The 26,663-nt window shown below is 33.0% G+C and carries 17 protein-coding genes; 12 read left to right on the forward strand and 5 right to left on the reverse strand.

The window, feature by feature from the left end; all coding sequences use genetic code 11:
• The first annotated feature begins 66 nt into the window (after nt 1-66).
• The 12 genes from ilvD to OM075_RS01205 all read left to right on the forward strand — a co-directional run bounded on the left by ilvD (nt 67) and on the right by OM075_RS01205 (nt 16,718).
• Nucleotides 67-1,893 carry a dihydroxy-acid dehydratase gene (ilvD, locus tag OM075_RS01150; RefSeq protein WP_301188619.1) on the forward strand — a complete coding sequence of 609 codons (1,827 nt, stop codon included), beginning with the start codon at nt 67-69 and terminating at the stop codon, nt 1,891-1,893.
• Nucleotides 1,894-2,019: 126 nt separating this feature from the next.
• Nucleotides 2,020-3,729: a biosynthetic-type acetolactate synthase large subunit gene (gene ilvB / locus OM075_RS01155; protein ID WP_301188620.1), complete on the forward strand. Its 1,710-nt coding sequence runs from the start codon at nt 2,020-2,022 to the stop codon at nt 3,727-3,729.
• Nucleotides 3,730-3,757: 28 nt separating this feature from the next.
• A complete protein-coding gene (gene ilvN, locus OM075_RS01160; RefSeq protein ID WP_301188621.1) occupies nt 3,758-4,312 on the forward strand; it encodes an acetolactate synthase small subunit in 555 nt (184 codons plus the stop codon).
• A 68-nt stretch (nt 4,313-4,380) separates the two neighbouring features.
• Nucleotides 4,381-5,874, forward strand: a complete 1,494-nt coding sequence (locus OM075_RS01165) for a 2-isopropylmalate synthase (protein WP_301188622.1) — start codon at nt 4,381-4,383, stop codon at nt 5,872-5,874.
• 97 nt (nt 5,875-5,971) lie between these two features.
• The gene (gene leuC / locus OM075_RS01170) at nt 5,972-7,369 is read left to right on the forward strand and encodes a 3-isopropylmalate dehydratase large subunit (protein ID WP_301188623.1); all 1,398 of its coding nucleotides are present in this window, start codon (nt 5,972-5,974) and stop codon (nt 7,367-7,369) included.
• Between the two features lie 19 nt (nt 7,370-7,388).
• A complete protein-coding gene (leuD, locus tag OM075_RS01175; protein ID WP_301188624.1) occupies nt 7,389-7,973 on the forward strand; it encodes a 3-isopropylmalate dehydratase small subunit in 585 nt (194 codons plus the stop codon).
• A gap of 138 nt (nt 7,974-8,111) precedes the next feature.
• Entirely contained in the window at nt 8,112-9,668 is a 1,557-nt protein-coding gene (locus tag OM075_RS01180; protein WP_301188625.1) for a hydroxymethylglutaryl-CoA lyase-like TIM-barrel protein, read from the forward strand.
• A 140-nt stretch (nt 9,669-9,808) separates the two neighbouring features.
• Nucleotides 9,809-10,867: a 3-isopropylmalate dehydrogenase gene (gene leuB, locus OM075_RS01185; protein ID WP_301188626.1), complete on the forward strand. Its 1,059-nt coding sequence runs from the start codon at nt 9,809-9,811 to the stop codon at nt 10,865-10,867.
• Nucleotides 10,868-10,976: 109 nt separating this feature from the next.
• Nucleotides 10,977-11,261, forward strand: coding sequence for a hypothetical protein (locus OM075_RS01190; protein ID WP_301188627.1), 285 nt, complete (start codon nt 10,977-10,979; stop codon nt 11,259-11,261).
• Between the two features lie 150 nt (nt 11,262-11,411).
• Nucleotides 11,412-12,683, forward strand: coding sequence for a tetratricopeptide repeat protein (locus OM075_RS01195; RefSeq protein ID WP_301188628.1), 1,272 nt, complete (start codon nt 11,412-11,414; stop codon nt 12,681-12,683).
• Nucleotides 12,684-12,739: 56 nt separating this feature from the next.
• Nucleotides 12,740-14,671, forward strand: a complete 1,932-nt coding sequence (locus OM075_RS01200) for a transglutaminase family protein (RefSeq protein WP_301188629.1) — start codon at nt 12,740-12,742, stop codon at nt 14,669-14,671.
• 115 nt (nt 14,672-14,786) lie between these two features.
• Entirely contained in the window at nt 14,787-16,718 is a 1,932-nt protein-coding gene (locus tag OM075_RS01205) for a DUF3857 domain-containing protein (RefSeq protein ID WP_301188630.1), read from the forward strand.
• 4 nt (nt 16,719-16,722) lie between these two features.
• Here OM075_RS01205 and OM075_RS01210 read toward each other — a convergent pair whose 3' ends face one another.
• Genes OM075_RS01210 through OM075_RS01230 form a run of 5 tightly spaced genes read right to left on the reverse strand, consistent with a single transcriptional unit; the run spans nt 16,723 to nt 26,600 of the window.
• A complete protein-coding gene (locus OM075_RS01210) occupies nt 16,723-20,211 on the reverse strand; it encodes an ABC transporter substrate binding protein (RefSeq protein WP_301188631.1) in 3,489 nt (1,162 codons plus the stop codon).
• A 50-nt stretch (nt 20,212-20,261) separates the two neighbouring features.
• Nucleotides 20,262-21,428 (reverse strand): hybrid sensor histidine kinase/response regulator, encoded by a 1,167-nt coding sequence (locus OM075_RS01215; protein WP_301188632.1) that lies wholly within the window; start codon nt 21,426-21,428, stop codon nt 20,262-20,264.
• Nucleotides 21,429-21,461: 33 nt separating this feature from the next.
• A complete protein-coding gene (locus tag OM075_RS01220) occupies nt 21,462-24,452 on the reverse strand; it encodes a hybrid sensor histidine kinase/response regulator (RefSeq protein ID WP_301188633.1) in 2,991 nt (996 codons plus the stop codon).
• A 22-nt stretch (nt 24,453-24,474) separates the two neighbouring features.
• Nucleotides 24,475-25,122, reverse strand: coding sequence for a response regulator transcription factor (locus OM075_RS01225; RefSeq protein ID WP_301188634.1), 648 nt, complete (start codon nt 25,120-25,122; stop codon nt 24,475-24,477).
• Between the two features lie 26 nt (nt 25,123-25,148).
• Nucleotides 25,149-26,600, reverse strand: a complete 1,452-nt coding sequence (locus OM075_RS01230; protein ID WP_301188635.1) for an ATP-binding protein — start codon at nt 26,598-26,600, stop codon at nt 25,149-25,151.
• Nucleotides 26,601-26,663: the final 63 nt, after the last annotated feature.

Genomic DNA, 26,663 nt, shown 5'->3' on the forward strand with positions numbered 1-26,663 from the left:
AGGCCTTTCTCACAATCGTGATGAAAGGTTTTTTTTTATCTGTAACTGAAAGATTATTAATATAAAATGAAGAATAAACTAAGAAGCGCAACAACTACCGAAGGCCGTAGAATGGCTGGTGCAAGAAGTCTTTGGAGAGCAAACGGAGTTAAGGAAGAACAGTTTGGTAAACCAATGATTGCAATAGTAAATTCTTTTACCCAGTTCGTTCCAGGACATGTTCATTTACATGAAATTGGTCAGGAAGTAAAAAAAATGATCGAAGCTCAGGGATGCTTTGCTGCTGAGTTTAATACTATTGCTATTGATGATGGTATTGCTATGGGTCATGATGGGATGTTATATTCTTTACCATCAAGAGATGTAATCGCTGACAGTGTTGAATATATGTGTAATGCACACAGAGCCGATGCCATGGTATGCATTAGTAACTGTGATAAAATTACACCAGGAATGTTAATGGCAGCTATGCGCTTAAATATTCCGGCAATTTTTGTTTCAGGTGGACCAATGGAAGCAGGTAAAGTAGGCCAAAGAGCACTTGACCTTGTTGATGCAATGGTTATGGCTGCTGACGATTCAGTTTCTGATGAAGAAGTAAGTGCTGTTGAAGCAAATGCATGTCCTACATGTGGTTCTTGTTCCGGTATGTTTACTGCAAATTCCATGAACTGTTTAAATGAGGCAATTGGCCTTGCTCTTCCAGGAAACGGAACTATTGTTGCTACGCACAAGAACAGAAAAGCTTTATTTGAAAAAGCTGCAAAAACAATTGTAGAAAATACATATAAATATTACAGAGACGGTGATGATTCTGTTTTACCTCGTTCTATAGCCACATTTAATGCATTTAAAAATGCTATGACTTTAGATGTTGCAATGGGAGGTTCAACAAACACAGTTCTCCACATTTTGGCTATAGCACATGAAGCTGGTGTAAACTTTACAATGGATGATATCGATCAGATTTCAAGACATACTCCGGTTTTATCTAAAGTTGCGCCAAACTCACACTATCATATTGAAGATGTTAACCGTGCGGGTGGTATTTTAGGTATTTTATCTGAACTAAATAAATCTGGTTTATTAGATAATACTGTAAAAAGAGCTGACGGACTAACTCTTAAAGAAGCTATTGAAAAATATGATGTGACGAGTTCTACAGCTTCAGAAGAGGCTAAAGAAATTTATTCGAGTGCTCCAGCCGGAATCAGAAACCTTACCATGGGCTCTCAAAACGCACAATATGCAGAGTTAGACCTTGATAGAGATAAAGGATGTATCAGATCTGTTGAAAAAGCTTACAACAAAGATGGTGGTTTAGCTGTTCTTAAAGGAAACATTGCTTTTGATGGTTGTGTTGTTAAAACAGCAGGTGTTGATGAGTCTATTTTTGTATTTAAAGGTAAAGCAAGAGTATATCAATCACAGGATGCCGCATGTGAGGGTATCTTATCTGGAGAAGTTGAAGCAGGAGAAGTAGTTGTGATTACATATGAAGGACCTAAAGGTGGACCTGGAATGCAAGAAATGTTATACCCTACTTCATATATAAAATCTCGTCACTTAGGCGAAAAATGTGCATTAATTACTGATGGTAGATTCTCTGGAGGAACTTCAGGATTATCTATCGGACATATATCTCCAGAAGCAGCTGCGGGAGGTAATATTGGTCTGGTACAAACTGGTGATGAAATTGAAATAAATATTCCTGAAAGATCAATTAATGTATTGATCTCTGATGAAGAGTTGGCTGAAAGAAGAAAAGCTGAAGAAGCAAAAGGTGAAAAAGCATTTTTACCAGAACCTAGGGAAAGAGCTGTTTCTAAAGCACTAAAAGCATACGCCAGCTTAGTTAGCTCTGCTGATAAGGGAGCTGTTAGATTAATTTAATTGCAAAAGCAAATAGAGTGTAATAGCACAACAATGAACATATTAGCTTTTTAATTGTGTTATTACACTAAATAGATAAGGTTTTCAGTAAAAACAAATTATATGGAACCACAAAGCCAAATACTCATGGAAAAGAACAAAAAAGGGAAAGAGAGAATTTCCGGTTCAGAAGCATTGCTTCGATCGCTATTGTGTGAGGGAGTGGATTTAATATTCGGGTATCCGGGCGGTGCCATCATGCCAGTTTATGATGCATTATACGATTACCAGGATAAATTACACCATGTACTCACACGACATGAACAGGGGGCTGTTCATGCTGCACAAGGATACGCAAGAGTAACTGGTAAAGTGGGTGTCTGTTTTGCAACTTCAGGTCCTGGAGCAACTAATACGGTAACAGGAATAGCTGACGCTATGATTGATTCAACTCCTTTAGTTGTTATTACTGGTCAGGTTGCATCTCCATTATTAGGATCAGATGCTTTTCAAGAAATAGATGTTGTGGGTATCACACAACCAATTACAAAATGGAATTACCTGGTAAAAAATGCTGAGGATATTCCAGATGCCATTGCCAGAGCTTTTTATATTGCATCAACCGGCAGACCAGGTCCTGTTGTAATTGATATTGCAAAAGACGCTCAGGTTGGTCAATTTGATTTTGAGTACAAAAAAGTTAATCATATCCGTAGTTACACCCCTACTCCTTTAACAAAACAAGGATCAATAATAGAGGCTGCCTCGGTTATAAATTCAGCAAAAAAACCTCTTGCTCTTGTTGGACAAGGTGTTATACTTGGGAATGCAGAAAATGAATTAAAAACATTTTTAGATAAATCAGGAATACCTGCTGCATGGACACTATTAGGTTTATCAGCAATGCCAACTGATTATGAATTAAATGTTGGTATGCTTGGAATGCATGGTAATATTGGTCCTAATATCAAAACAAACGAATGTGATGTACTTATTGCAATTGGTATGCGTTTTGACGATAGAGTTACCGGTGACATAAGCAGATATGCTACCCAGGCAAAAATCATCCACCTTGAAATTGATCCTGCAGAAATTAATAAAATTATTCATGCAGATGTACCAGTTTTAGGCGATGTAAAGGAGACGCTTCCAAAATTAACAGAAGTTATTCAGGAAAAATCATATCCTGAGTGGATGAATGAATTTAAGGAATGCGAAGATCTTGAAAATAAAAAAGTAATTTCCGAAGAACTGATGCCTTCAAAAGATGGTATGACAATGGGTGAAGTTGTTAGAAAAGTATCCAATGCTTTTGATGATGATGCAATTATGGTTACCGATGTTGGCCAGCATCAAATGATGGGTTCAAGATACTTTAACTTTAAACAAACCCGAAGTGTTGTAACTTCAGGAGGTTTAGGTACAATGGGATTTGGTTTACCTGCTTCATTAGGGGCTAAATTAGGAATGCCAAATCGTGAGGTGTGCTTATTTGTTGGTGATGGTGGTTTTCAGATGACCATACAAGAGCTTGGAACAATTTTTCAAACAAAGGCTGCTGTAAAAATCATTCTATTGAATAACAATTTTTTAGGAATGGTTCGTCAATGGCAGGAGTTATTCTTTGATAGAAGATATGCTTCCACAGAACTTGACAATCCAGATTTCCAAACTATAGCAAAAGGTTATGGTATTGAATCTAAATTGGTTACTTCAAGAGATAATCTTGACGAGGCTATTGAACAAATGGTTAAGAGTAAGAGTTCTTTCTTGTTAGAAGTAAGAGTTGAAAAAGAAGGAAATGTATTTCCTATGGTTCCAACTGGGTGTTCGGTTTCTGATATCCGTTTAGATTAGTATTTTTTTCATTATTAAAATTGAAATCATGCAGCAAGAATTCACCTTAACCATATTTTCAGAAAATCACGTTGGCCTCTTAAACCAGGTTACAACTGCATTTACAAGAAGAAGTATCAATATTGAGAGTTTAAATGTTTCAGAATCTTCTTTGGAAGGAATTCATAAATTCACAATTGTTGTTTTCTCTACCAGAGAAATCATTGAAAAACTTGTAGGTCAGTTAGAAAAAAAACTGGATGTTCTGAAGGTATTTGTATTTACAACTGATGAAATCATTCATCAGGAATTAGCCTTATACAAGGTACCTACAGAGGCGTTACTGAACGGAAATGAAATAGAACAAATAGTTCGTCAATATGGCGCTCAAATTATGGAAGTAACTCCAGAATATACTGTAATTCAAAAAACAGGTCATAAATCAGAAACACAAGAGCTCTTTGTGAAACTTGATAAATACGGAGTACTTCAATTTATTCGTTCAGGAAGAATTGCAATTACAAAACTCAGAACTGAACTTCTTGAAAAATACCTTAAGAAATTAAGAACTGAAGCTAAAATCAGAGGAATAGAATCTTTTTAATAATACCCAATAAAAAGGAATGAGGTCTTTCCCGGCTTCTTCCGCAAAATGATTTATTTAATTAAGTTATGGATAATAAAGTTTATATTTTTGACACCACATTGAGGGACGGAGAGCAGGTTCCTGGTTGCCAGTTGAACACTATTGAAAAAATAGAAGTAGCAAGGCAACTGGAAAAACTCGGTGTTGATATTATTGAGGCCGGGTTTCCCATCTCAAGTCCAGGGGACTTTAATTCGGTCGTCGAAATTTCAAAAGCAGTATCAAATCCCACAATTTGTGCGTTAACTCGTGCTGTAAAAAAAGATATTGAGGTTGCTGCTGATGCATTAAAGTATGCAAAAAGAGGAAGAATCCATACTGGTATTGGCACTTCTCCTTACCATATTTATCAAAAATTAAATTCAAACCCTGATGAAATTATTGAACGTGGAGTTGCTGCGGTAAAGTATGCTCGTCAGTTTGTTGATGATGTTGAGTTCTACGCTGAAGATGCAGGTAGAAGTGACAACGAATATTTAGCAAGAGTAATTGAGGCTGTTATTGCAGCTGGAGCAACAGTTGTAAATATTCCTGATACTACAGGATACTGTTTACCTTCTGAATATGGCGAAAAAATTGCTTACCTGGTAAACAACGTTCCTAACATTGATAAAGCAATTATCTCTACTCACTGTCACAACGACTTGGGTATGGCAACAGCAAATACACTTTCTGGTATTATTAATGGTGCCCGCCAGGTTGAAGTTACTTTAAATGGTTTGGGAGAACGTGCCGGAAATACAGCGTTGGAAGAAGTTGTAATGGCTATTAAAGCACATAAAGACCTTGATTTTACAACAGCAATTGACGCTAAACAGATTATAAAAACAAGTAAACTTGTTTCTACTTTAATGCGTATGCCAGTTCAGGCAAACAAAGCAATTGTAGGTCGTAATGCCTTTGCTCACTCTTCTGGTATTCACCAGGATGGCGTATTAAAAAATCGTGAAACTTACGAAATTATTGACCCGGCAGACGTTGGTGTAAAGGAATCAAGCATTGTTCTTACTGCTCGTAGTGGACGTGCTGCATTAAAGCACAGATTAGAAGTTCTTGGATATACCTTGGATCAGGAAAAATTAGATCAGGTTTACAAAAACTTCCTAATTCTTGCTGACTCGAAAAAAGATATAGCAGACGAAGATCTTGAAGTATTAGTAGGACACGAAAAGAAAGAAGAGAGAGTTCTTAAATTAGATAATCTTCAGGTTATTTGTGGTAAATCATGTATCCCTTCTGCTACAGTTACATTGAACTTTAATGGTAAAATCATGACAAAAAATGCCATTGGTGACGGTCCTGTAGATGCTGCATTTAAAGCAATCAGAAAAATGATTCCTACCGAAGCTGTGTTAGAAGAATATTTAGTGCAAGCAGTAACCAGAGGTTCTGATGATATAGGAAAAGTTCATGTTCAATTAGCACTAGATGGTAAAACAGTACATGGATTTGGTGCTAATGTAGATATTCTGACAGCTTCTGTTTGGGCATATTTAGATGCATTATCTAAAATAATGTAAAAGACTTTTATATAATAGATAAGAACCTCTTAAACAAGTATATATCTTATCTATTATATCTATCTAAAAAAATTAATAACTTATAAATATTAGAAAATTGGCAGGGAAAACGCTTTTTGACAAGATTTGGGATATGCACGAAGTGAAGACCATCGAGGATGGCCCTTCAGTATTGTATATCGACCGTCACTTAGTACATGAAGTGACCAGTCCACAAGCATTTGCAGGGTTAAAAGCTCGTGGAATCAAAGTATTCAGACCGCAAAACACATTTGCAACTCCTGATCATAACATTCCAACAATTAACCAACATCTCCCAATTGCAGATGAAATATCACGTTTTCAAGTTGATACTTTAACACAAAACTGTGAAGATAACAATGTAACTCTATTTGGTTTAGGTCACCCTAAAAACGGTGTTGTTCACGTTGTTGGACCGGAAAACGGTATCACTCAACCAGGAATGACTATTGTTTGTGGTGATAGCCATACTTCTACTCACGGTGCTTTTGGTAGTATTGCCTTTGGTATTGGTACATCTGAAGTAGAAATGGTACTTTCTACACAATGTATCATGCAACCTCGCCCAAAAACAATGAAAATTAACATTGAAGGTGAGCTTGAAAAAGGAGTTACTGCTAAAGATTTAGTATTATATGTTATTTCAAAACTTACTACGGGAGGAGGAACCGGATACTTCGTTGAATTTGCAGGTTCTGCAGTTCGTAGTTTAAGTATGGAAGGACGTATGACTGTTTGTAACATGAGTATTGAAATGGGTGCTCGTGGAGGATTAATTGCTCCTGACGAAAAAACTATTGAATACGTTAAAGGCAGAGAGTATGCTCCTAAAGGTGCAGATTGGGATGCTGCTGTAGAAAAATGGAAAGAGTTATATACTGATGAAGATGCTGTATTTGATAAAGTTTATGACTTTAAAGCATCTGATATCGAACCAATGATTACTTATGGTACTAACCCGGGAATGGGTGTTGGTATTACTCAGAATATTCCAACGTTAGATACTATTGACGCATCTTCTCAAAAAACTTATTTAAAGTCATTAGACTACATGGGATATGCTCCGGGAGAAGCTATGCTTGGTAAAAAAATCGACTGGATTTTCGTAGGTAGTTGTACAAACGGACGTATTGAAGATATAAGAACATTTGCAAATGCTGTAAAAGGTAAGAAAAAGGCAGATGGCGTTACTGCATGGATTGTTCCTGGATCACACCAGGTTGAAGACCAGGCAATTGCTGAAGGCTTAAAAGATATTCTTGAAGAGGCTGGTTTTGAACTACGTCAACCAGGATGTTCTGCATGTTTGGCAATGAATGATGACAAAGTTCCTGCTGGTAAATATTCAGTATCTACAAGTAACCGTAACTTCGAAGGACGTCAAGGTCCGGGTGCAAGAACATTATTAGCAAGTCCTTTGACTGCTGCTGCTTGTGCTGTTACAGGTGTAATTACTGATCCACGTACTTTATAATCATAAAAAATTAAAGAAAATGCCAATAGAAAAATTTGTTACATTAGAGTCAACCTATGTACCACTTCCTATTGAGAACGTGGATACAGACCAAATTATACCAGCTCGTTTTTTAAAGGCTACTACCAAAGAAGGTTTTGGTGACAACCTATTCGCCGACTGGAGATATAATAAAGATGGTTCTGCAAAAGCTGACTTCGTATTAAACGATCCTAAATATACTGGATCAGTACTTGTTGCTGGTAAAAACTTTGGGTCAGGATCTTCTCGTGAGCATGCAGCATGGGCTGTTCATGGTTACGGTTTTAAAGTTGTTGTTTCTAGTTTCTTTGCTGATATCTTTAAAAACAACTCATTGAACAATGGTGTGTTACCAGTTGTTGTATCTGAGGAATTTTTATCGGAACTATTTGCAGCTGATGAGAAAAATACAGTAGTTGTAAATCTTGAAGAACAAACAATTACTAATAAGGCAACAGGAAACACTGAATCATTTGAAATCAATGGCTATAAAAAGAACTGTTTATTAAATGGTTATGATGACATTGATTATTTGATCAGCGTTAAAGATGAGATCGAAGCTTTTGAGGGATCTAAAGCTTAATAAATAACAACAACGGCATAAGTCTTTTATATGGATTTATGCCGTTGCATTTAAGTAATTCAATATTACTGGATCTACCATCTGTAAGACAACAAATGTCTTATTAGTATCACTAATACTTTGATACAATCTAGAAGCATGAAAATAGAAGTAATGGATACCACACTCCGGGATGGAGAGCAAACTACCGGAGTATCTTTTAATGTTGGTGAGAAACTGGCAATGGCCAAGTTATTAATAGAAGAACTTAATATTGATCGTATTGAAGTTGCTTCTGCCAGAGTTTCAGAGGGAGAATTTGATGCCGTTAAACGAATTACAGAGTGGGCTAAAAAAAACAATTTTCTAGACAGAATAGAAGTATTAGGCTTTGTTGATGGAGATATCTCCTTAAAATGGATTCAAAATGCAGGAGCCAAAGTCATTAATCTTTTGACTAAAGGTTCTTTAAAACACGTACAAGGTCAGCTACGAAAAACTCCAGAAGAACATATGAATGATGTTTCCAAATTGGTTGATAAAGCAACCTCAATGGGAATAGATGTAAATGTTTATCTTGAGGACTGGAGTAACGGAATGTTAACTTCTCCTGATTATGTTTATTTTGTAATTGGAGAATTAAAAAAGATGAACATCAAACGTATCATGTTACCAGATACATTAGGAGTATTGAATCCAGACCAGACATTTGAATTTTGTACCGAAATGGTAACCCGTTTTCCTGAAACTCATTTTGATTTCCATGCTCATAACGATTATGACATGGCAGTTGCTAATGTATTCTCAGCATTAAAAACCGGTATTTCAGGAATTCATACAACAGTAAACGGTCTGGGAGAACGTGCCGGAAACGCTCCTTTAGCAAGTGTAATTGGTATTCTTAATGATCACCTTAAACTTCAGAATAGTTTAGATGAATCAAAAATCACACGAGTGAGCAAAATTGTAGAACAATTTTCAGGTTTAAGAATACCAGAAAATCAACCTATCACTGGATACAATGTATTTACCCAGTGCAGTGGAGTTCATGCAGATGGTGACAGCAAAGACAACCTATACTTCAATAATTTAATGCCTGAACGTTTTGGAAGAAATCGACGTTACGCATTAGGTAAAACCTCGGGAAAAGCAAATATTAAAAAGAATCTGGAAGAGTTAGGCATTGAGCTGGACTCTGAAGAAATGAAAAAAATTACTCAAAGGGTAATTGAACTGGGCGACAAAAAGAAAACTGTTACCATTGAAGATTTACCTTTTATAATTGCCGATGTATTAAAGAGTTCTTCTGTTAAAGATGCCATCAAAATAAGAAATTATAACTTATCTTTGGCACACGATCTAAGACCTTTAGCATCTATTAGTATGGAAATAAATGGCAATCGTTATGATGAAACAGCTGTTGGTGATGGTCAGTACGATGCCTTTATGAAAGCGCTTTGGAGAATTTATAAAAAATTAGATAAAGTACATCCTATATTAAGTGATTATTGGGTTAGTATACCTCCGGGAGGAAAAACAGATGCTTTTGTTGAAACAATGATCACGTGGGATTATAAAGGTGTTGAAATTAAAACCAGGGGCCTGGCTGCCGACCAAACACAAGCTGCTATTGAAGCCACAATTAAAGTTCTTAATGTTATTGAAGAAGGCACTTTAACACGTCAGGCAAACTGGAAAGATAAATTTGAACAATAAAATAAATAATGAGATAAAGTTACTTATTAAAACCTCCTTTTATCTCAACACATAATTGTAAGTAAATAGTTTAAATAGAAATAGAGAAAATAGTTAAGTTTACATCACTTTCCTAATTCTTTTATCTAAAGCAAAATAAAATGAAATTGAATATTGCTGTATTAGCCGGAGACGGAATTGGTCCGGAAATCGTAGCTCAAGCACAAAAAGCAATTGATGCTGTTGCTACTAAATTTAACCATGAAGTTGAATATACATCAGCTTTAGTTGGAGCTTGTGCAATTGATCAGGTTGGAAATCCTTATCCAGATGAAACACACGAAATCTGTATGAATTCAGATGCTGTGTTATTTGGTGCCATTGGTGATCCAAAATTTGATAATGATCCAAAAGCAAAAGTTCGTCCGGAACAAGGATTATTAGCAATGCGTAAAAAATTAGGTCTTTACGCAAATATCCGTCCAGTTACTACATTCCCTTCGTTATTAGATAAAAGTCCTTTACGATTAGATATCGTTGAAGGAGCTGATTTAGTAGTTGTTAGAGAATTAACAGGTGGTATCTATTTTGGTGACAAAGGTCGTTCAGAGGATTTAACAAAAGCTTTTGACAACTGTGTTTACACTAAAGAAGAAATTGAAAGAATCCTTAAGTTAGCATTTTCATATGCTGAGAAAAGGGACAAACGCTTAACTGTTGTTGATAAAGCTAATGTTTTAGCTACTTCTCGTTTATGGAGAGAAACAGCTCAAGAAATGGAGCCTGATTATAAAGACATTGCTGTGGATTATATGTTTGTTGATAATGCTGCTATGCAGTTGATTCAATGGCCAAAGAAATTTGATGTGATGGTAACAGAAAATATGTTTGGTGATATTATTAGTGATGAAGCATCTGTTATTACAGGTTCTTTAGGTTTATTGCCATCTGCATCAGTAGGAACACACACTTCAGTATTTGAACCTATTCATGGTTCATACCCACAAGCTGCAGGTAAAGATATTGCAAACCCTGTTGCAACAATTCTATCAGCGGCTATGTTATTAGAATCTCTTGATTTATTAGAAGAGGCTAAACTTGTTCGTGAAGCTGTTAATAAATCTATAGAAGAAGGTATTGTAACTGAGGATATTAATAAAGAAAACGCTTACAAAACATCTGAAGTAGGTGATTGGATTGCAAAGTATATTGCTGGATAATTTATAATCTGCAAAATAAAAAATAATTTAAAAGGATGGCTTTTTACATAGTCATCCTTTTTTATTAAATTGTTGGTTCAAAACATTTTATCCAATAATTACTCTCAATATGAAATATCTTAAACTCACCTGCATTATTATTTTCATATTTTTCTTTTTAAGCTCTTGTATACCTGGAGGTGGAAGCTATAATCCTGCAGAACCTGCTGGATTCTTTTCTGGAATTTGGCATGGTTGGATTGCCCCTTTTTCATTAATTCTAAGCATTTTTAATAAATCTATCTCCATCTACGAAATTAACAATACAGGTTGGTGGTATGATTTTGGTTTTTACATTTCTATTATTTCAGGATTTGGAGGTATTCAGTTAGCTCGAAAAAAGAGAAATAGTTAATTATACAACCAATTACATCAGTATTATTGTTTGAAAAGTCCGTGATTGAAAAAAAGAATAGTATTTATAACGGTTTGTTTCTTTCGCTTTTGCTAAAGCCCTAAATTGTTACTATTTTTCAAAATCAGAATTACGTTCAAACCATACATAATGCAATATAAATATCTAGTCCTGTTAAACTTGGTTGTATTATTTACAACCTCAATCTTTTCGCAAGAAACATCCAAAGAATATATTCAAAAAGGCAACGATCTTTACGATGAGCAAAAGTTTGCTGAAGCCATAGAATCCTACAAAATGGTCTCTGAAAATGACTCAAACTATCATTGGATGCTTGCAGAAATGGCCATGACATACCTGGCGATGGAAAAATTTGATAGTGCTTCTATCACTGTAGAAAAAGGACTGGTTGAAAAAAGCAATATGCGATGTCATTTATTAAGAACCAAAGGAACTATTTACGAGTACACTGATAATACTCCAAAATCTATTGAAACCTATCAACAAGCCATAAAAGAGTATCCTTACGAATACTTACTTCATTACAATTTAGGCATTTCATATTTAAAGACAGAACAATTTAGTAACGCTCAAAAATGCTTTCAAGAGGCTTTAAGGTGCAATCCATATCATGCATCCAGCCATATGCAATTAGGCAAACTGGCAGCAAGACAAAAACAGTACACCAGAGCAATGTTATCATTAGAAACATTTTTAGCACTTGAGCCGGCAAGCAACCGGAGCAATCCTATCTTGATCTTTATAGAAAATCTATCAAACAATTATATTGATACTACTCAAGGTAATTTCATTGATCCCATAGATAACAATAGTCTATTTGATGAAATTGATCATTACATTAGAGCTAAGATTGTATTAACATCCAGATTTCCTCTTTCTATAGATTTTAATGCTTCATTAGTAAAGCAAACAAAAATGCTCATGGAAGTTCTTCCTTATAAATCTGACGAAGAAGATTTTTGGGTACAAATGTACTTCCCATTTTTTAAGGCCATAAACGAAGGAAATCATCTAAACCCATTCTTGTATACTTTATTAAGGTCAACAGGCCAGGAAGTAGTATCAAAATATAATGAAAAACACGAAAAAGAACTCGACGCTTTTTATGAAGCAGGAAGAAGATTGGTAAACATAAAAAGAAGTCGTATGGCCAATATTATTGGCGAACCTAAAAAATATATTTTTGATTACTATGATAATGGAAAAGTATATTCCATTGGCAACAAGAATAAGGAAGGAAATAATGATGGCGAATGGTGTTATTTTTATGCAAATGCAGAGAAAAAAGAGGAAGGCATTTATATTGATGGAAAGAAATCAGGTATATGGAAATATTATAATGATAATGGAGTTTTAGCAAAAGAAGAATTGTATAAAAAGGGAAAGTTGATAAAGAAATAATCCTTACATGCAATCTTAAAATTATCAACTTCAAATCATAATAAAACAATTCGCAAATGAGCTATAATAATTCCATACACAAAATAATTTATCTGTTTATTTTTCTCACATTCATATGTAATAATGTATTCTCTGAATCAAACGAAAAATATAACAATTACCATGGAGTAATATCCCAGCTTAAATACACCTATCTTATTGATATTGCAGATGACTCATTGGTAATTACTCAAACAAACACAAAAGAAGTTTTAATAACAAATCAGAACTCAAAGGCTTTTACAAAAGACTACATATTTTCTAATGCTTTTACTTCAATATCTGATATTGAAGCTTTTTCAATGATTCCTAAAGAAAATAGTTATGAAAAGTATAAAGTGGATCAATTTCAAGAAACCAATAGCACTGATGGAAGTATATTTTATGACGATTCAAAAACAATACAATTTTCATATCCTTCATTACAAAAGGGTGCAAAAACATTTTTAAAATATACCATTAACTATAAAAATCCCCGATTTCTTAGAAGTTGTTATCTTCAATCATTCTTGCCTGTTGAAAATGCTAAAGTTGTAATAAAAGTTCATAAAGATGTTGACCTTGGTTTTAAATTGTTTAATGAAAAAGTTACACCTATATCCTATAAAACCTATAAAAAAGGCAAGTACATTTATCACGAATGGGAAACCAAAGATGTTGCCCCATACCATTATGCTTCAGGTAACTATTTTGGCATTAATTACTTTAGCCCACATATTGAGTTCTATATTAAACAGACCAATATAAAGAAGAGTATTACAGAATATTTTGGCACACCAGAATTACTTTACAATTTTTATTACGATTTTGTAAAAGACATTAATAAGGAAATACCTGCAGAGTTAATAAATAAGGTAAAGGAAATTACTGAAGGACTAAATGAGATAGACAAAGCCAAAGCTATTTATTACTGGATTCACCAAAACATTAAATATGTTGCCTATGAACAAGGCTATGCTGGCTTTATACCCGCTGAAGCATCTGAGGTTTTTAATAAACGATATGGTGATTGTAAAGGAATGTCGAGTCTTATAAAAACAATGATGGATATAGCTGGTTTACCAACTTATTTAACCTGGGTTGGAACCAGACATATTCCTTATAAATATAGTGAACTTACGCTACCCTCGGTCGACAACCATATGATCGCTACTCAATTTGTAAATGATTCACTGATCATTCTTGATGGTACTTTTAAATATCTTGATTACGGTGTTTATCCATATCACATTCAGGGAAAACAAATATTAATAGGCAAGGGACCTGATGAATTTAAAATTCTGAATGTACCAGTTTCACCAGCAAGTTATAGTGTTATAACTGATTCAGTAACCATACAAATGAAGGATAATCTGATACAAGGTGAAGGAAAAGTTGAGTACAAAGGTTTTAATAAAGTTGAACTTGCTTACACTATGGATGGTGTAAAACCTGATAATTATATAAAAACATATTCCCGAATATTTAACAAGGGGAATAACAAGTATAAAGTTACCACGCAAACAACATCTCATTTATTTGAATACGATGTTCCTGCAAATGTGGATTATAGTTTTGAAATAAATGATTATTTAAAATCCTATAAGGATGAGATTTATATTAATCTAAACCTTGACAAGGTCTATCAGGGTATGTTAATTGATACTTTGGGTACCATAACACCAATGCAAAATGACTTTTATTGTACACAAAAATTTGTTACACGATTAATCATTCCCGAAGGATATGAGGTTACGTATATTCCCAAAGATGGAGCATATACCAATAAGGAATTTAGCTTTAATCTCACCTATCGTAAAGAAGAAAATGCTATAATTTTAGAAAAAGAGTACATCTTAAACTTCTTTACTTTATTAGAAGATAAAATTCCGGAATGGAACAACATGATTAATGCATTGAATAAAAATTATAGAAGAACAATTGTTCTTAAGAAAATAAACGAACAATAATTGAACTATTAATTTGAAATAAACATAAAACCATGCAACGCGATTACCTAAATGATCTGAAACTGGGATTATAAAGCCGTAAACTCGCGTAAGTTTCACATGAAATTAAATACCAATGAAAAATGTAATCATACTTATTAGCCTATTATTATCTGCAAATATATATTCTCAGACTAATTATTCCTGGTCTGCAAAACCTGTGTTTTCAACTATTGCAACAGAAAATAAAGATGAAAATGTAATTGGCATATTCTTTCATGAGAAATATGAGTATGAATATGCTGATGATGGAGAATTACAGATGATTCATACACTTCATAAAAAGTTTCGATTAAATAACGATGATGCCATAGATCAGTTCAATAAAATATCAGTTAGCCTTAATAATGTAATTGAATTGATTGATATAAAGGCAAGAACTATTAAACCTAATGGAAAAACCATTGAGTTTGATAAAAACAACATCAAAGAGATAAAGGATGAAGATAGCCACAATAGCTATAAAATATTTGCCATTGACGGGATTGAAAAAGGAGATGACGTAGAATATATGGTGATACGAAAAATGGAAGGCTCTAATTTTGGTCGAACATTTTTTCAATATTCATTTCCTTTACAATTAGCAACCTTTGAAATTATCAGTCCTAAAAACTTAATTTACGATGTTAAAGGATACAATGGATTTCCCAATGCCTCTCTTTCTGAATTAGATGAAAATCACAACTCATTTAAATGTGAACAAAAGGATATTCCATCCATAAAAAATGAAAAGTTCTCGTATTTAGAACCAAGAAAACAACGTATTGAATACCGGTTAAACTACAATACAGCAATTAATAAAGCCCAACGTCTTACATGGGATGATGCAGCAATTCGTGTTTACGAAACTATGTATCTTGGCGATTATAATGAGATAATTGATAAATGGATTCAACTTGCCAATATTGATACAACATCCGAAATTGCCAAGATAAAATCATTGGAGCAATTCATCAAAACCAATATCTATGTGGAAGATTTTAATGCCCCCGAATTATCAGACCTTGAATTTATTTATGAAAATAAGGTAGCAGGTACACGAGGTGATGTAAAACTATATGCCAACATGCTAAAGCAACTAGGCATTGAACATAACCTGGTTTTAACTTCAGAAAGAGACGATGTGAAATTTGATGCTGATTTCCAGAGTTGGAATTTTCTGGATAAGTACCTCATCTACTTCCCTAAAGATGACACTTACCTGGATCCTTCTATCCATGCCTATAGACTAGGTACAGTTAATAGTGCCCTGACTGCCACGGATGGGCTTTTTATTGTTCCTGTAAAGATTGGCGATTTTGAATCCGCTATAGGTAAAATAAAGTATATTGAACCAACTCCAGATACATTGAATTATGACAATATGGTTATAGATATTCAACTTGACATTGATAACAATACTACTAAAATTAAAACAGAAAGAGGATTGAATGGACTAAGCGGAGGATATATCAGTAACTTTATTGGATTAATGGATGCAGAGCAAAAGCAAAATACTTTAAAGCAAATTACATCAACAAAAGCTCCAAATCCAATATATAATGCTTTAGAAATAAGGGAAACGAGTGATAAAGAGCCCATAAAAAACTCAGAATTTATCATTTACTCCGATTTATCTACAGATGCCTTTCTTGAAAATGCAGGTAATAAAATACTATTTAATATTGGGGAAAGCATAGGTCCACAAACAGAAATGTATTTTGAAGAAAACAGGACTTCAAATGCAGAAAACGATTGGAACCGAATGTACATTCGAGAAATCACTTTTCATGTACCGGAAGGATATAAAATAATTAATCCTGAAGTTACAAAAATGAGTATTGTTCAGGATAGTATTTACGGGTTTGTTTCTGATTATGTTTATAATGGTGATATTTATTCTGTCAGAATAAAGGAATACTATAAAAACATCATGGTTAAGCCCGAAGAATTTGAAGGTTTTAAAAATGTAATTAATGCTGCTGCAGACTTTAATAAAGCAGTATTAGTATTACAAGAAGAAGACTAACAACTTAAACTAATTTATTCTGATCTTGTAATCTTTGGCGCTCAACTAAAATCCATGCAGTTTCAAGAAGCAGCATAACCTGCTCAACATGAAACTTAGAATATTGATTTGTTTTACTTCCTAACCAGAAGATAGAAACAACCTTATCATTTTCTAATACAGGGATTGCAATGGATTTATAAGCTCCAAATTTATCTGCAGTTTCTTCTTTAATAAAAGGATAACTCGACTTAGGATCATTAATAATAACAGCTTCCTTTAAACGCACAGCTCTACTTAAACAATCCAAATTATTTATATTATTTCCACTATCAAACGTAAGTGATAATCTAACATCATTGGAAAAATTATTCAGAACAAATAAATTTTTGTCCTCATCATAATGATATACAGCTCCAGTATCACTTTGTGTATAGTCAATCACCTGTTTTAAGGTAAAATCAAGCAAATCGTTGATAGAGTTTGCAGAATAGTGTATGATGTTTTCCAAACCTATAAATCTTTGGTTTACTTTACGTAATTGATATTCTGCCTCAACTGCTTTAGTTGTATCAATAATAATTATATGAAGCATCTTTTTGTGATCAACATCAATAAGGCTTAAATAAATATCAACATTTCGGATTTCACCAGACTTTAATTTATGCTTTGTACTAAAATAGTTTTTCCCTTTTTCAAGTGCTACTCTTATCTTAACTCTCAGTTCATCAAAACTCAATACTGCAATATCAAGACCTGTTAATTTCAGAAACTCCTCCTTTGTATAACCATAAAACAATATGGCAGAATCATTTACATCAACAATTTGTAGAGTTGCAGGATTAACTAAAACCATGATCGTTCTACTCTTATCGAAAATGGTTTTAAAGCGTTTTTCACTTTCAATAACCTTTAACTCGGCTTCTTTTCTTGAGGTTATATCAAGATGTATTCCACACATCCTTAAAGGCTTACCCAATCCTGTCCATTCCATGATATCACCCCGGGCATGTAACCACAAATAATTTCCATTTTTATGCTTTTGCCTATACTCAACATCATAGTAATCAATTTCACGGCTAAACACCTTACCTAATGTTGAACTAATTCTAATAATGTCATCTTCATGTAGTGATTTCATCCATTCACGATAAGACAAGATCCCTACTTCGTCTTTTTTATATCCAATAATGTTTGCCCAACGCTCATTAATTACAATCTCATCCTTTTCAATATCCCAGTCCCAGGTTCCAGCTTTTGTTCCTTCAAGCACATAACTAATTCTTTCCCGTTCGGCCATTAATTCTTTCTCGGCCTTTAATGTTTCTGTTACATCCTTAAATATAGCTCCAAAAAATCCTGTTTTAGGGCAAAAAACATGTACATCATAAGATTTACCTAACTTTGAAGAATGATCTAGAAAATAATCTGATTGCCCTGTTAAAGCTACCTTTCCATACCTGTCAATCCAAGTCAATTTAATTCCGGGAAATAGTTCTGTAGCTTTCTTACCTACTAAATCTTCATATCTAAGCCCAACATTTTTCAGAAAAACGGGATTAACATCTCGATAAATAAAATCAGTTGGATTATCATTATCATCAGTAATAATTTCATGCAAAGCAAATGCTTCGTTTATATTATTAAATAACAGACGATACTTTTCCTCACTTTCAATTAGTTGTTGGGTTTTCTCTTCCAGAGCTTTATAATTTCTCTTTACTATATCTTCCGACTTAATTAAAGCTTCGTTTTTTAGAATTAACTCCTCACTAATAGTTTTATATTCTTCATAAAGTGATAGATTTTCCTCAATCTGAGCTTTAAGATTTTCTTCATAATGATATCTGGACGTCAAATCTTCATGCGAACCTATCATCCGATAAGCTTTACCGTTACTATCACGCATCATTAACCCCTGGGACAAAATATTTTTCAGTTTTCCATTTTTATGCTTCATTCTGAATTCTGTCCTGTAAATGACACTTTCACCTTTAATATACTTATCTATATGAGCTAGTGCCTCATTAACATCTTCCTCATACATATTATCTTTCCAGGTTTCGAATACATTAAGTAATTCATCATCTTCATAACCTAATATTTGTTTCCATACAGGTGAAAAATAAACTTCATTAGTAATTAAGTTCCAATCCCAAACTCCATTATTTGATGCTTCAGCAGCAAGTTTAAATCGCTCTTCGCTAATTTCAAATGCTCGATTGCTTTCTGCTAGTTCTTCAAGGTTTGCTCTAAGTTCTTCCTCCGCAGCCAGTAAATCATTATTCTTAGTATTTAACTCTTCATTAATAGATTGATACTGTTCGTTTAAACTTACATATTCCTCGTTAAGAGATTGATACTCACTAACCTGATCAACAAGATCTTTCTGGGCCTTTCTTTTTCGTCTAACATTGATAATTAACAGAACAATAATTGCTAATTGCACTAATAAAAAACATAAGATTAAAATGATTGTTTTTCGATATTTATAAAAAACATTATCAGGCATATTTATAATAACACTTGTTGAAGGTAACAGACTTTTATCAACATTATACTTTTCTAGTTCGTAATAATCAAATTCATAATGATTAAGACTCTCGTACTGAACTTTAATATTACTGATATCCTCACCATATAACAACCTTGAGACAATAATAGCAGCACTCTTTCCCTGCTCATAGTGAGAAACTAATTTACCGCCTAAAATACCTCGTCCCATGCCATGCTGAAACAGATGAAATAAAGGTGATTTTAAATGAGCCTTTACTAATTTTAAGCTAGAGTAGAAATCCATAGTATTTCCATTCTTATCTTGCAAGGCTGAAAGTAATAATACAGGAACTTCTTCATCAACTTGTTGTAATACATATCCCATTTCTTCGAAGGAAAAATTCTCTAATGAAACTGTAAAAACCTCGACCCCTTCATATTTTTTAATAACATCTGTAAAATTTTCTAAATCAACCTTACCGGTTTTAGTTGCATCAGAAATAACATACAGCTGTTTTTTTTCAGGAAATAGCTTAAGCATTACATTAATGGTTTCTTCCATAGAAACCATTTCTCCTACACCTGTAATTAATGGATTTTGATTTTGAATTATAGCTTTATTAATATCATTAACCCCTAAAAAAACAATTGGGACGCCCTTAAATAGTCTCTCTTGTCTTTGTAAAATAAAGTCTAATGCATTATCGTCACTAACTATAATCGCCTTATACTTTAAACCTTTACTTAACTTATGTGATAGTAACTGGCCATTCAGTTTATATATAATTGAATCATTAAATCGTTTGGAGTCCAAGGATTCTATATCTAACTGAATTTCCAAAGAATCAAGAACAGATTTTATTCCTTCTATTTGCTGAAAATAGGTTGGAAAACTGGAATTATAGGAACTTATTAACAGTACTCTATCTGTATTTGAAGCCCATACCTGATAGGTAAAAGCAACTTGAATAAAGATAACAATCCAAACAAGTTTATTTCTGTATATTTCTTTTATCATTTACATCAAACAAAGTTCAACAAAACTGAATCTAGATTGTATAACTCTTTTTAATTCACTAATGGTAATTTTATTATAGTAATTGCTCCTTTTGAGTCTGAGCGATTACTCAACTCTAATTCACCATTATGAAGTAAAATTATAATACGTGCCAAATACAATTCAATAGCATGATTACGCTCAAATTGATAGTTTTGGTTTTTTACAGAATTGAAAAAGTGTTTCAACTCGGTACCTGCATATAAACTACCTGTATCAACAATCTCAATTATTGCATGATCATTATTAACTGATATTTCTACTTTAATTTCTCCCTCATTAGTATAAATCAGTGTACTCTCTAATAAAGATACAATTGCAGTACTCATTAGAGCCTGATCTATATTTACGTTAGCTTCCGGGATATTAATTTTAAATGTTAAGTTTAAATTCTTCTTTTGACATTTGGAATGAATTGTATTTACCTGAGATTTAACAAACGGAATTAAATCAACATCATTACTACTTAGCTGGGATTCACCTTTAAGCTGAAGATTAGAGATCTGTAAGGCTGCATAAGAATACTTCTCCAAATTATTTACAGAGGTTTCCAATAAAGCTAATATTTCGCTAACCTGAGTATCATGATCAAAGGAGTTCAGCAAATTTATCGATCCTACAATTCCATTTAAAGGAGTTCTTAATTCATGACTAATCGTATTAAGAAAATCATTTTTAGCCTTATCTAACATTTTAAGTTCTTCATAGGCTTTAATAAGGTTCTTATTGGCAACTATTAACTCTTCAGTCTTTTTTTGTACCTCAGATTGAAGCCAGCCATTTAAATCTAAAAGTTTTTCTCTTGATTCTTTGAGTTCAATATGAGTTTTTAATCTTACTAATAACTCTTGCTGATTAAATGGTTTAGTAATATAATCGACACCTCCTTTTGAAAAACCATCTGTAATACTCTCAATATCATGGCGCGCCGTTAAAAATATTATTGGAATATTTACACAAGCATTATTCTTTTTAATTAACTCACATGTTGTAAAACCATCCATTTCAGGCATCATAACGTCCAACAATATAGCATCAAATGGAGTATTTTCTAACCACTTCAGCGCAGTTTTTCCATTTAACGCAACCTCTACAACATAATTATTCTCAGTAAGTAAAGCAGCTACAACCTGCAAGTTTTTAGGATTATCGTCAACGACAAGAACTTTGTTACTCATATTTCTAAATTTCTTCTAGCTTGGATTAATGTGTTATTTAAGATCAAGATTTTGAATAAAAGTATTGAAATTACGAATTAACTTTTGAATTGTCTCAAAATCAAATGATTTTATTGATGCATCTAATTTTTTATTAAATGCATTTAAATCAGTCCATGATACTTTTTCCTGTAATTCCTGTAACTCCTCTACAAACAAATTTAACTTTTCAGACGAAAGCATTTCATTCAAATCCTGCCATATAGGAATAATCTTTTCCTGAAACTGACTTTTAACGATGAATAAATCTCCTTCTTTAAAATCATTTGTATCATTATATTCTTCGTAGTTTTCAATACCAATGCTAACCGGAGTAAAATACTTTGAAAGTTCTTCAACCAGATCTTTTTCTATAATGGGCTTTGATACATAACCTGAAAATCCTGCTTTTAATGCTTTTTCTTTAAAAACTTCTTTATTACGGGCAGATATTGCAATAACAGGTAAGGATAAAACAGATTTTCTGTCTCTAATTTCTTTTATAGTCTGGAATTGGTACTTTTCATTGATCTCAAGATCCAGAATTACCAAATCAACTTCTTCTGATAAAACATCTAAAACTTTATTTCCATCCGAAGCACAAATACATCTAAAGCCTAAGTTCTTACAAATTGCTCTTAATACCTCTCTATTAAATTCTATAGGATCTGCTATAAGAATTAGCTCATTGTTAAATAAATAATTCTGACTTTCTGTATATTCTAATTCAATTTCATCTTCATGAATCGCTGAAGATTTTATATCTGGAATAGAAACAGCAAAGCTACTTCCTTTTCCTAACTCACTAATCAAGGAAATGCTTCCACCCATTTTATGAACAATATTTTGCACTATTGATAAACCTAATCCTGTTCCCTGATACTTATTTTCATTTTGATTTTTTTCTTGAATAAAAGGTTCAAAAATCTTCTTCTTTTTCTCACTTGGCACGCCTATTCCAGTATCTGTAACTGCAAAAGACAAAATTCCGCTTCCACTACCTTCATGAATTGAAAAGTCGTATTGAATAGTAACACTACCTTCATTAGTAAATTTAAGGGCATTATTTACCAGATTTAAAAGAATCTGTCGGAGTTTCAACCCATCAATAAATATTGACTTTGGAAAATAATCAGCACCTTTTATTATTAATTCTACATCTTTCTCTCTTGCTAATACTAAAAACGTTTGTTTTATTTCATTTACCAACAGCCTAAAGTCAACATTTTCATTATGCATCACCATTTTACCAGCTTCAATCTTTTCAAAGTCCAATAAATCGTTAATCAAATCCAACAGAACTTTTCCACTGGATTTAATAGATTTCAGATATCCATCAAACGGAGGCTCAATCACATGTTTTCCAAGCAACTCAGTAAATCCAATTATTGCATTCATTGGAGTCCGAATTTCGTGTGACATATTAGCCAGGAATGTTGATTTTGCAGCACTAGCTCTTAAACTTCGGTTTCTTTCAAGCATTAAATCATATAGAAGATCTTTTGTTGCAGTTATGTCTTTAATGACTCCCGAAACTCTTACAGGTCTATTATTTGTATCAAACTCTAAGATTTGTCCAGAAAAACTAATCCAGATATATTCATTTTTAGCATTCAAAATCCTACATTCAAAATCAAGATGTTCTGCAGCTCCTGGTTGTAAAACATCTAATATATTCTTTTGATCATCCGGATGAAATCTTGAAATAACCCATTCTAAGTCAACCTTATTTCCGCTGAGATCATATCCTGTTAATTCTCTAACAACATTATTCGAGTTGACCTTTTGATTGACAATATCATATTGAAAGAAACCTATATTTGCGGCAGCCATTGCAAACTCCAAAGTATCCTTAAGCGCTAATATCTCATTTTCCTGTGAAACCCTGTCTGTTATATCAATTCTTATTTCTGCAACGTGCCAGGTATCAATATTCACTTCAAATGGGAAAGATGTTATTTGATAAGTCCGATCATCTATAGTTTCGACATAAGTTCTCTTTTCTCTAACTGCACTATTAATGGGGCAATGTGGACATATACTACTTCTTCCAGCAAAATACTCATAACAAGATTTACTAATTAAAGAACTATCCTCATGACTATGAAAAACGATAATACAGTTTTCATCAATAATACTTAAAGCTGTATTGGTGGCATTTAGTATATACTTTAACTGATTATTCAGAGCAGATAAATTAAGTTCACTTTGTTTGGTATGTGTAATATTCATCATTACTCCAAACAACTCAACTGGTTTATCATTTTTATCCTTTATAACTTTTACAATATTTTTCACCCAAATATGATCACCACCTTTTTGCGGAATTCGATATTCCAAAGTATGATCAATGCCTTTCAGACTCATATTATAGCAGTACTGAAGTACCTTTTCTCTGTCTTCTTCATGAATCGATTTACTCCATTCTCTAACAGAGGGCCAATCTTTAATATCATAACCAATAACATTTTTGGCCTGTGCTCCAATATGGATAAATCTTCGGGTTTCAAAATCAATACGCCATGGTATACCGCTTATAGATTTAAGAAAGAAATTTAAAGAGGAATTAGCTTGGGAATCTAAATTATCTCCTGTACAATGTTCTATACCATATAACTTAATGCTATCACTTATAGCTTGTGCAAAAACAACTACATCCTGGATTATTTCATAGGTATATGCTTCATCTTGATCACTTAATAATACAATAGCTCCCCATATATTATCTTTACCACTCTTGATTGCAATTGTTAACGACGATTTTAGATTAAACTTTAAGTCTCCTTCAAAGTTAGCCAGCGATCCCTCCTCTGCTATTTTCTGTAGGCCAAAATCTGTAGTTTTTATTAATCTATTTACATCATATTCGTAACCACTATGATCTGTTGATGCAACAATACTTGCCTCTGTATCCATTAGCTCCACCATAAATACAACTGAACTGGATGTAAGCTTCTTTATTTGCTGCATTTGGCGGGTCCATACAACCTGCATTTTTTCTTTCATAGTTTAAAGATAAAGGTTGGTACTACAACTCTACAATCTTATTTTTAATTGCATACATTACTAAACTTGCGCTATTTCTACAATTTGTTTTACTCAATAAGTTGCTTCTATGACCTTTTACAGTTTGTGCGCTAATAAATAGTTTTTCGGCAATTTCATCGTTAGTTAATCCGTTGCATATTTCAATCAAAACCTCTTTCTCTCTTCCACTTAAAAGACTATCTGCTTCAGTCTTTTTATCCGAAGGTTTTGCCAGGTTTGAAATTATTCTTCGCAGTAGTTCATTGGAAAAATATGAATCTCCTTCAATTACAGTTAATATAGCACGTTCAATTTCTTTAATCCCACTATCTTTTAAAAGAAATCCTTTAACACCAGCCTCAATCATTTTATAATAATAATCCTCATCTCCATTCATAGATAATGCCATCACTTTAAGTTCGGGATTCTTCTCTATGGCAAGTTTTGTAGCCTCAATACCATTCATAACAGGCATCGAAATATCCATTAATACCAGATCTACATCTATATGCTCAATTTTATCTATAAAATCCTTTCCATTATTAGATTCTCCAACAACCTCTCCAATACCCTCTATTTCAATTAGGTTTCTTAATCCTTCTCTAAAAATTTGATGATCATCAACAAGGTATAACTTCGATTTAGCCATAACTATAAAATAATATGTGTGAGTATTTAATTTGCACTTAATTTAATATGAACCTTTGTTCCTTTTCCAGGATGAGAATCGATTTTATATAACCCTCCAAGTGACTGTATTCGGGTACTTAAATTAATCAAACCAGCACCTTTATTCTCATTTATCTTTTCTGCCACATTAAAGCCCTTTCCATCGTCACTATATGAAATATCAATTTCATCATTCTCTTCAATTTTAATGTTAACACTCTGAGCTTCTGAATGTTTGATTGAGTTATTAATCAATTCACAAACTAACCTATAAATGGTTATTTCCACTTGTTCATTTAATCTCTTATTTAGTTTATTTATATAAATAAAATCAATGTCAGACACATTCCTAATCCTATTAATAAATGTTTTTAGTGCCGCACCTAATCCAAAACTATTCAGGGTGTTCGGACTAAGGTTATTTGATATTTCTCTGATACTTGCCACTGTTTCTTCTAAGGTTTCTTCCATCTTAGATATAATTATTCCCTTATCCATCTTGGATTCTGGCTTATTAAACCATTGCAAATACAGTTTTGTTGTACTTAGTAAAGGACCAATACCATCATGTAACTCCTGGGCAAACCGTTTCCTTTCTTTTTCTTCAGTTTGAATAATGGTTTGAATAACTTTTTTTTCCATTTCCTTTTTAACTGAAATATCCCTTAATGTTATCCTAATACAATCTTCGCCCTTGTAATTTAATACATACCCTTTTAATTCATAGTAATTTGTCTTTTTTTTATCTGGAAATTCTATATAAACCTCAGTGGTTGATGAAGTATTTTTATTGATTCCTGCCAAATAATTTTTTAGTCCAACCGGATTATCAGAACGAATTAAATCGAATATGCTAAGCGAACGACATGTTGAATGATATGTACGACAGATTTGTTTAGCACTTAAGTTTGATAGCAATACACTTCCATCATTTCTAATAATAAAACTTGCATCTGGACTAGAATTAAATATATTTCTAAATTTCTCTTCCTCATTTTTTAGCTCAATGAGTAACTCTTTTAACTCTATGTTTTTTGATTTTAAATTTACCAGTAAATCTTCATTACTCTTAGCTAAATTATATTGTTCAAGACCATTTTTAATAACAACAATGAGCTTTTTAGGATCAATTGGTTTTTGCAGATAATTAAAAATACGTCCTCTGTTAATTGCATCAGACAACTTTTGATTATCTATATAATCTGTAAGCAACATTCTTTTTACATGAGGATATAAACTTTCTACATATTCAAAAAAGTCAATTATATCCCCACCAATATTAATCAAATCTGAAATAATCAATTTTATCTCAAATCGATCTATCAATTTTTGAGCATCAGTGATTTTTTGGGCGTATAACACATGAAAGTCCTGATTCTTAAAAATAAACGAGAATAGTTTGGTATTATCTGGATCCTTCTCAATTATTAGAATTATGTCTTTGGTTGTATCTAGCATATAAAAATATCAGCGTATTGTAACAATATTAGTAAAGATAGCAACCTTACGAGCAAAATAAAC

Origin of the sequence: Plebeiibacterium sediminum (assembly GCF_026013605.1) — a bacterium.
GTDB classification, from domain to species: Bacteria; Bacteroidota; Bacteroidia; order Bacteroidales; family Marinilabiliaceae; genus Saccharicrinis; species Saccharicrinis sediminus.

Excerpts from the sequence above, each read along its gene's own strand:
- OM075_RS01165 (WP_301188622.1), top strand. The coding sequence starts at position 4,381 with ATGGATAATAAAGTTTATATTTTTGACACCACATTGAGGGACGGAGAG.
- OM075_RS01195 (WP_301188628.1), top strand. The coding sequence starts at position 11,412 with ATGCAATATAAATATCTAGTCCTGTTAAACTTGGTTGTATTATTTACA.
- OM075_RS01230 (WP_301188635.1), bottom strand. The coding sequence starts at position 26,600 with ATGCTAGATACAACCAAAGACATAATTCTAATAATTGAGAAGGATCCA.
- OM075_RS01180 (WP_301188625.1), top strand. The coding sequence starts at position 8,112 with ATGAAAATAGAAGTAATGGATACCACACTCCGGGATGGAGAGCAAACT.
- OM075_RS01200 (WP_301188629.1), top strand. The coding sequence starts at position 12,740 with ATGAGCTATAATAATTCCATACACAAAATAATTTATCTGTTTATTTTT.
- OM075_RS01190 (WP_301188627.1), top strand. The coding sequence starts at position 10,977 with ATGAAATATCTTAAACTCACCTGCATTATTATTTTCATATTTTTCTTT.
- ilvD (WP_301188619.1), top strand. The coding sequence starts at position 67 with ATGAAGAATAAACTAAGAAGCGCAACAACTACCGAAGGCCGTAGAATG.
- ilvB (WP_301188620.1), top strand. The coding sequence starts at position 2,020 with ATGGAAAAGAACAAAAAAGGGAAAGAGAGAATTTCCGGTTCAGAAGCA.
- OM075_RS01225 (WP_301188634.1), bottom strand. The coding sequence starts at position 25,122 with ATGGCTAAATCGAAGTTATACCTTGTTGATGATCATCAAATTTTTAGA.
- OM075_RS01205 (WP_301188630.1), top strand. The coding sequence starts at position 14,787 with ATGAAAAATGTAATCATACTTATTAGCCTATTATTATCTGCAAATATA.
- OM075_RS01210 (WP_301188631.1), bottom strand. The coding sequence starts at position 20,211 with ATGATAAAAGAAATATACAGAAATAAACTTGTTTGGATTGTTATCTTT.
- OM075_RS01220 (WP_301188633.1), bottom strand. The coding sequence starts at position 24,452 with ATGAAAGAAAAAATGCAGGTTGTATGGACCCGCCAAATGCAGCAAATA.
- leuD (WP_301188624.1), top strand. The coding sequence starts at position 7,389 with ATGCCAATAGAAAAATTTGTTACATTAGAGTCAACCTATGTACCACTT.
- leuB (WP_301188626.1), top strand. The coding sequence starts at position 9,809 with ATGAAATTGAATATTGCTGTATTAGCCGGAGACGGAATTGGTCCGGAA.
- ilvN (WP_301188621.1), top strand. The coding sequence starts at position 3,758 with ATGCAGCAAGAATTCACCTTAACCATATTTTCAGAAAATCACGTTGGC.
- OM075_RS01215 (WP_301188632.1), bottom strand. The coding sequence starts at position 21,428 with ATGAGTAACAAAGTTCTTGTCGTTGACGATAATCCTAAAAACTTGCAG.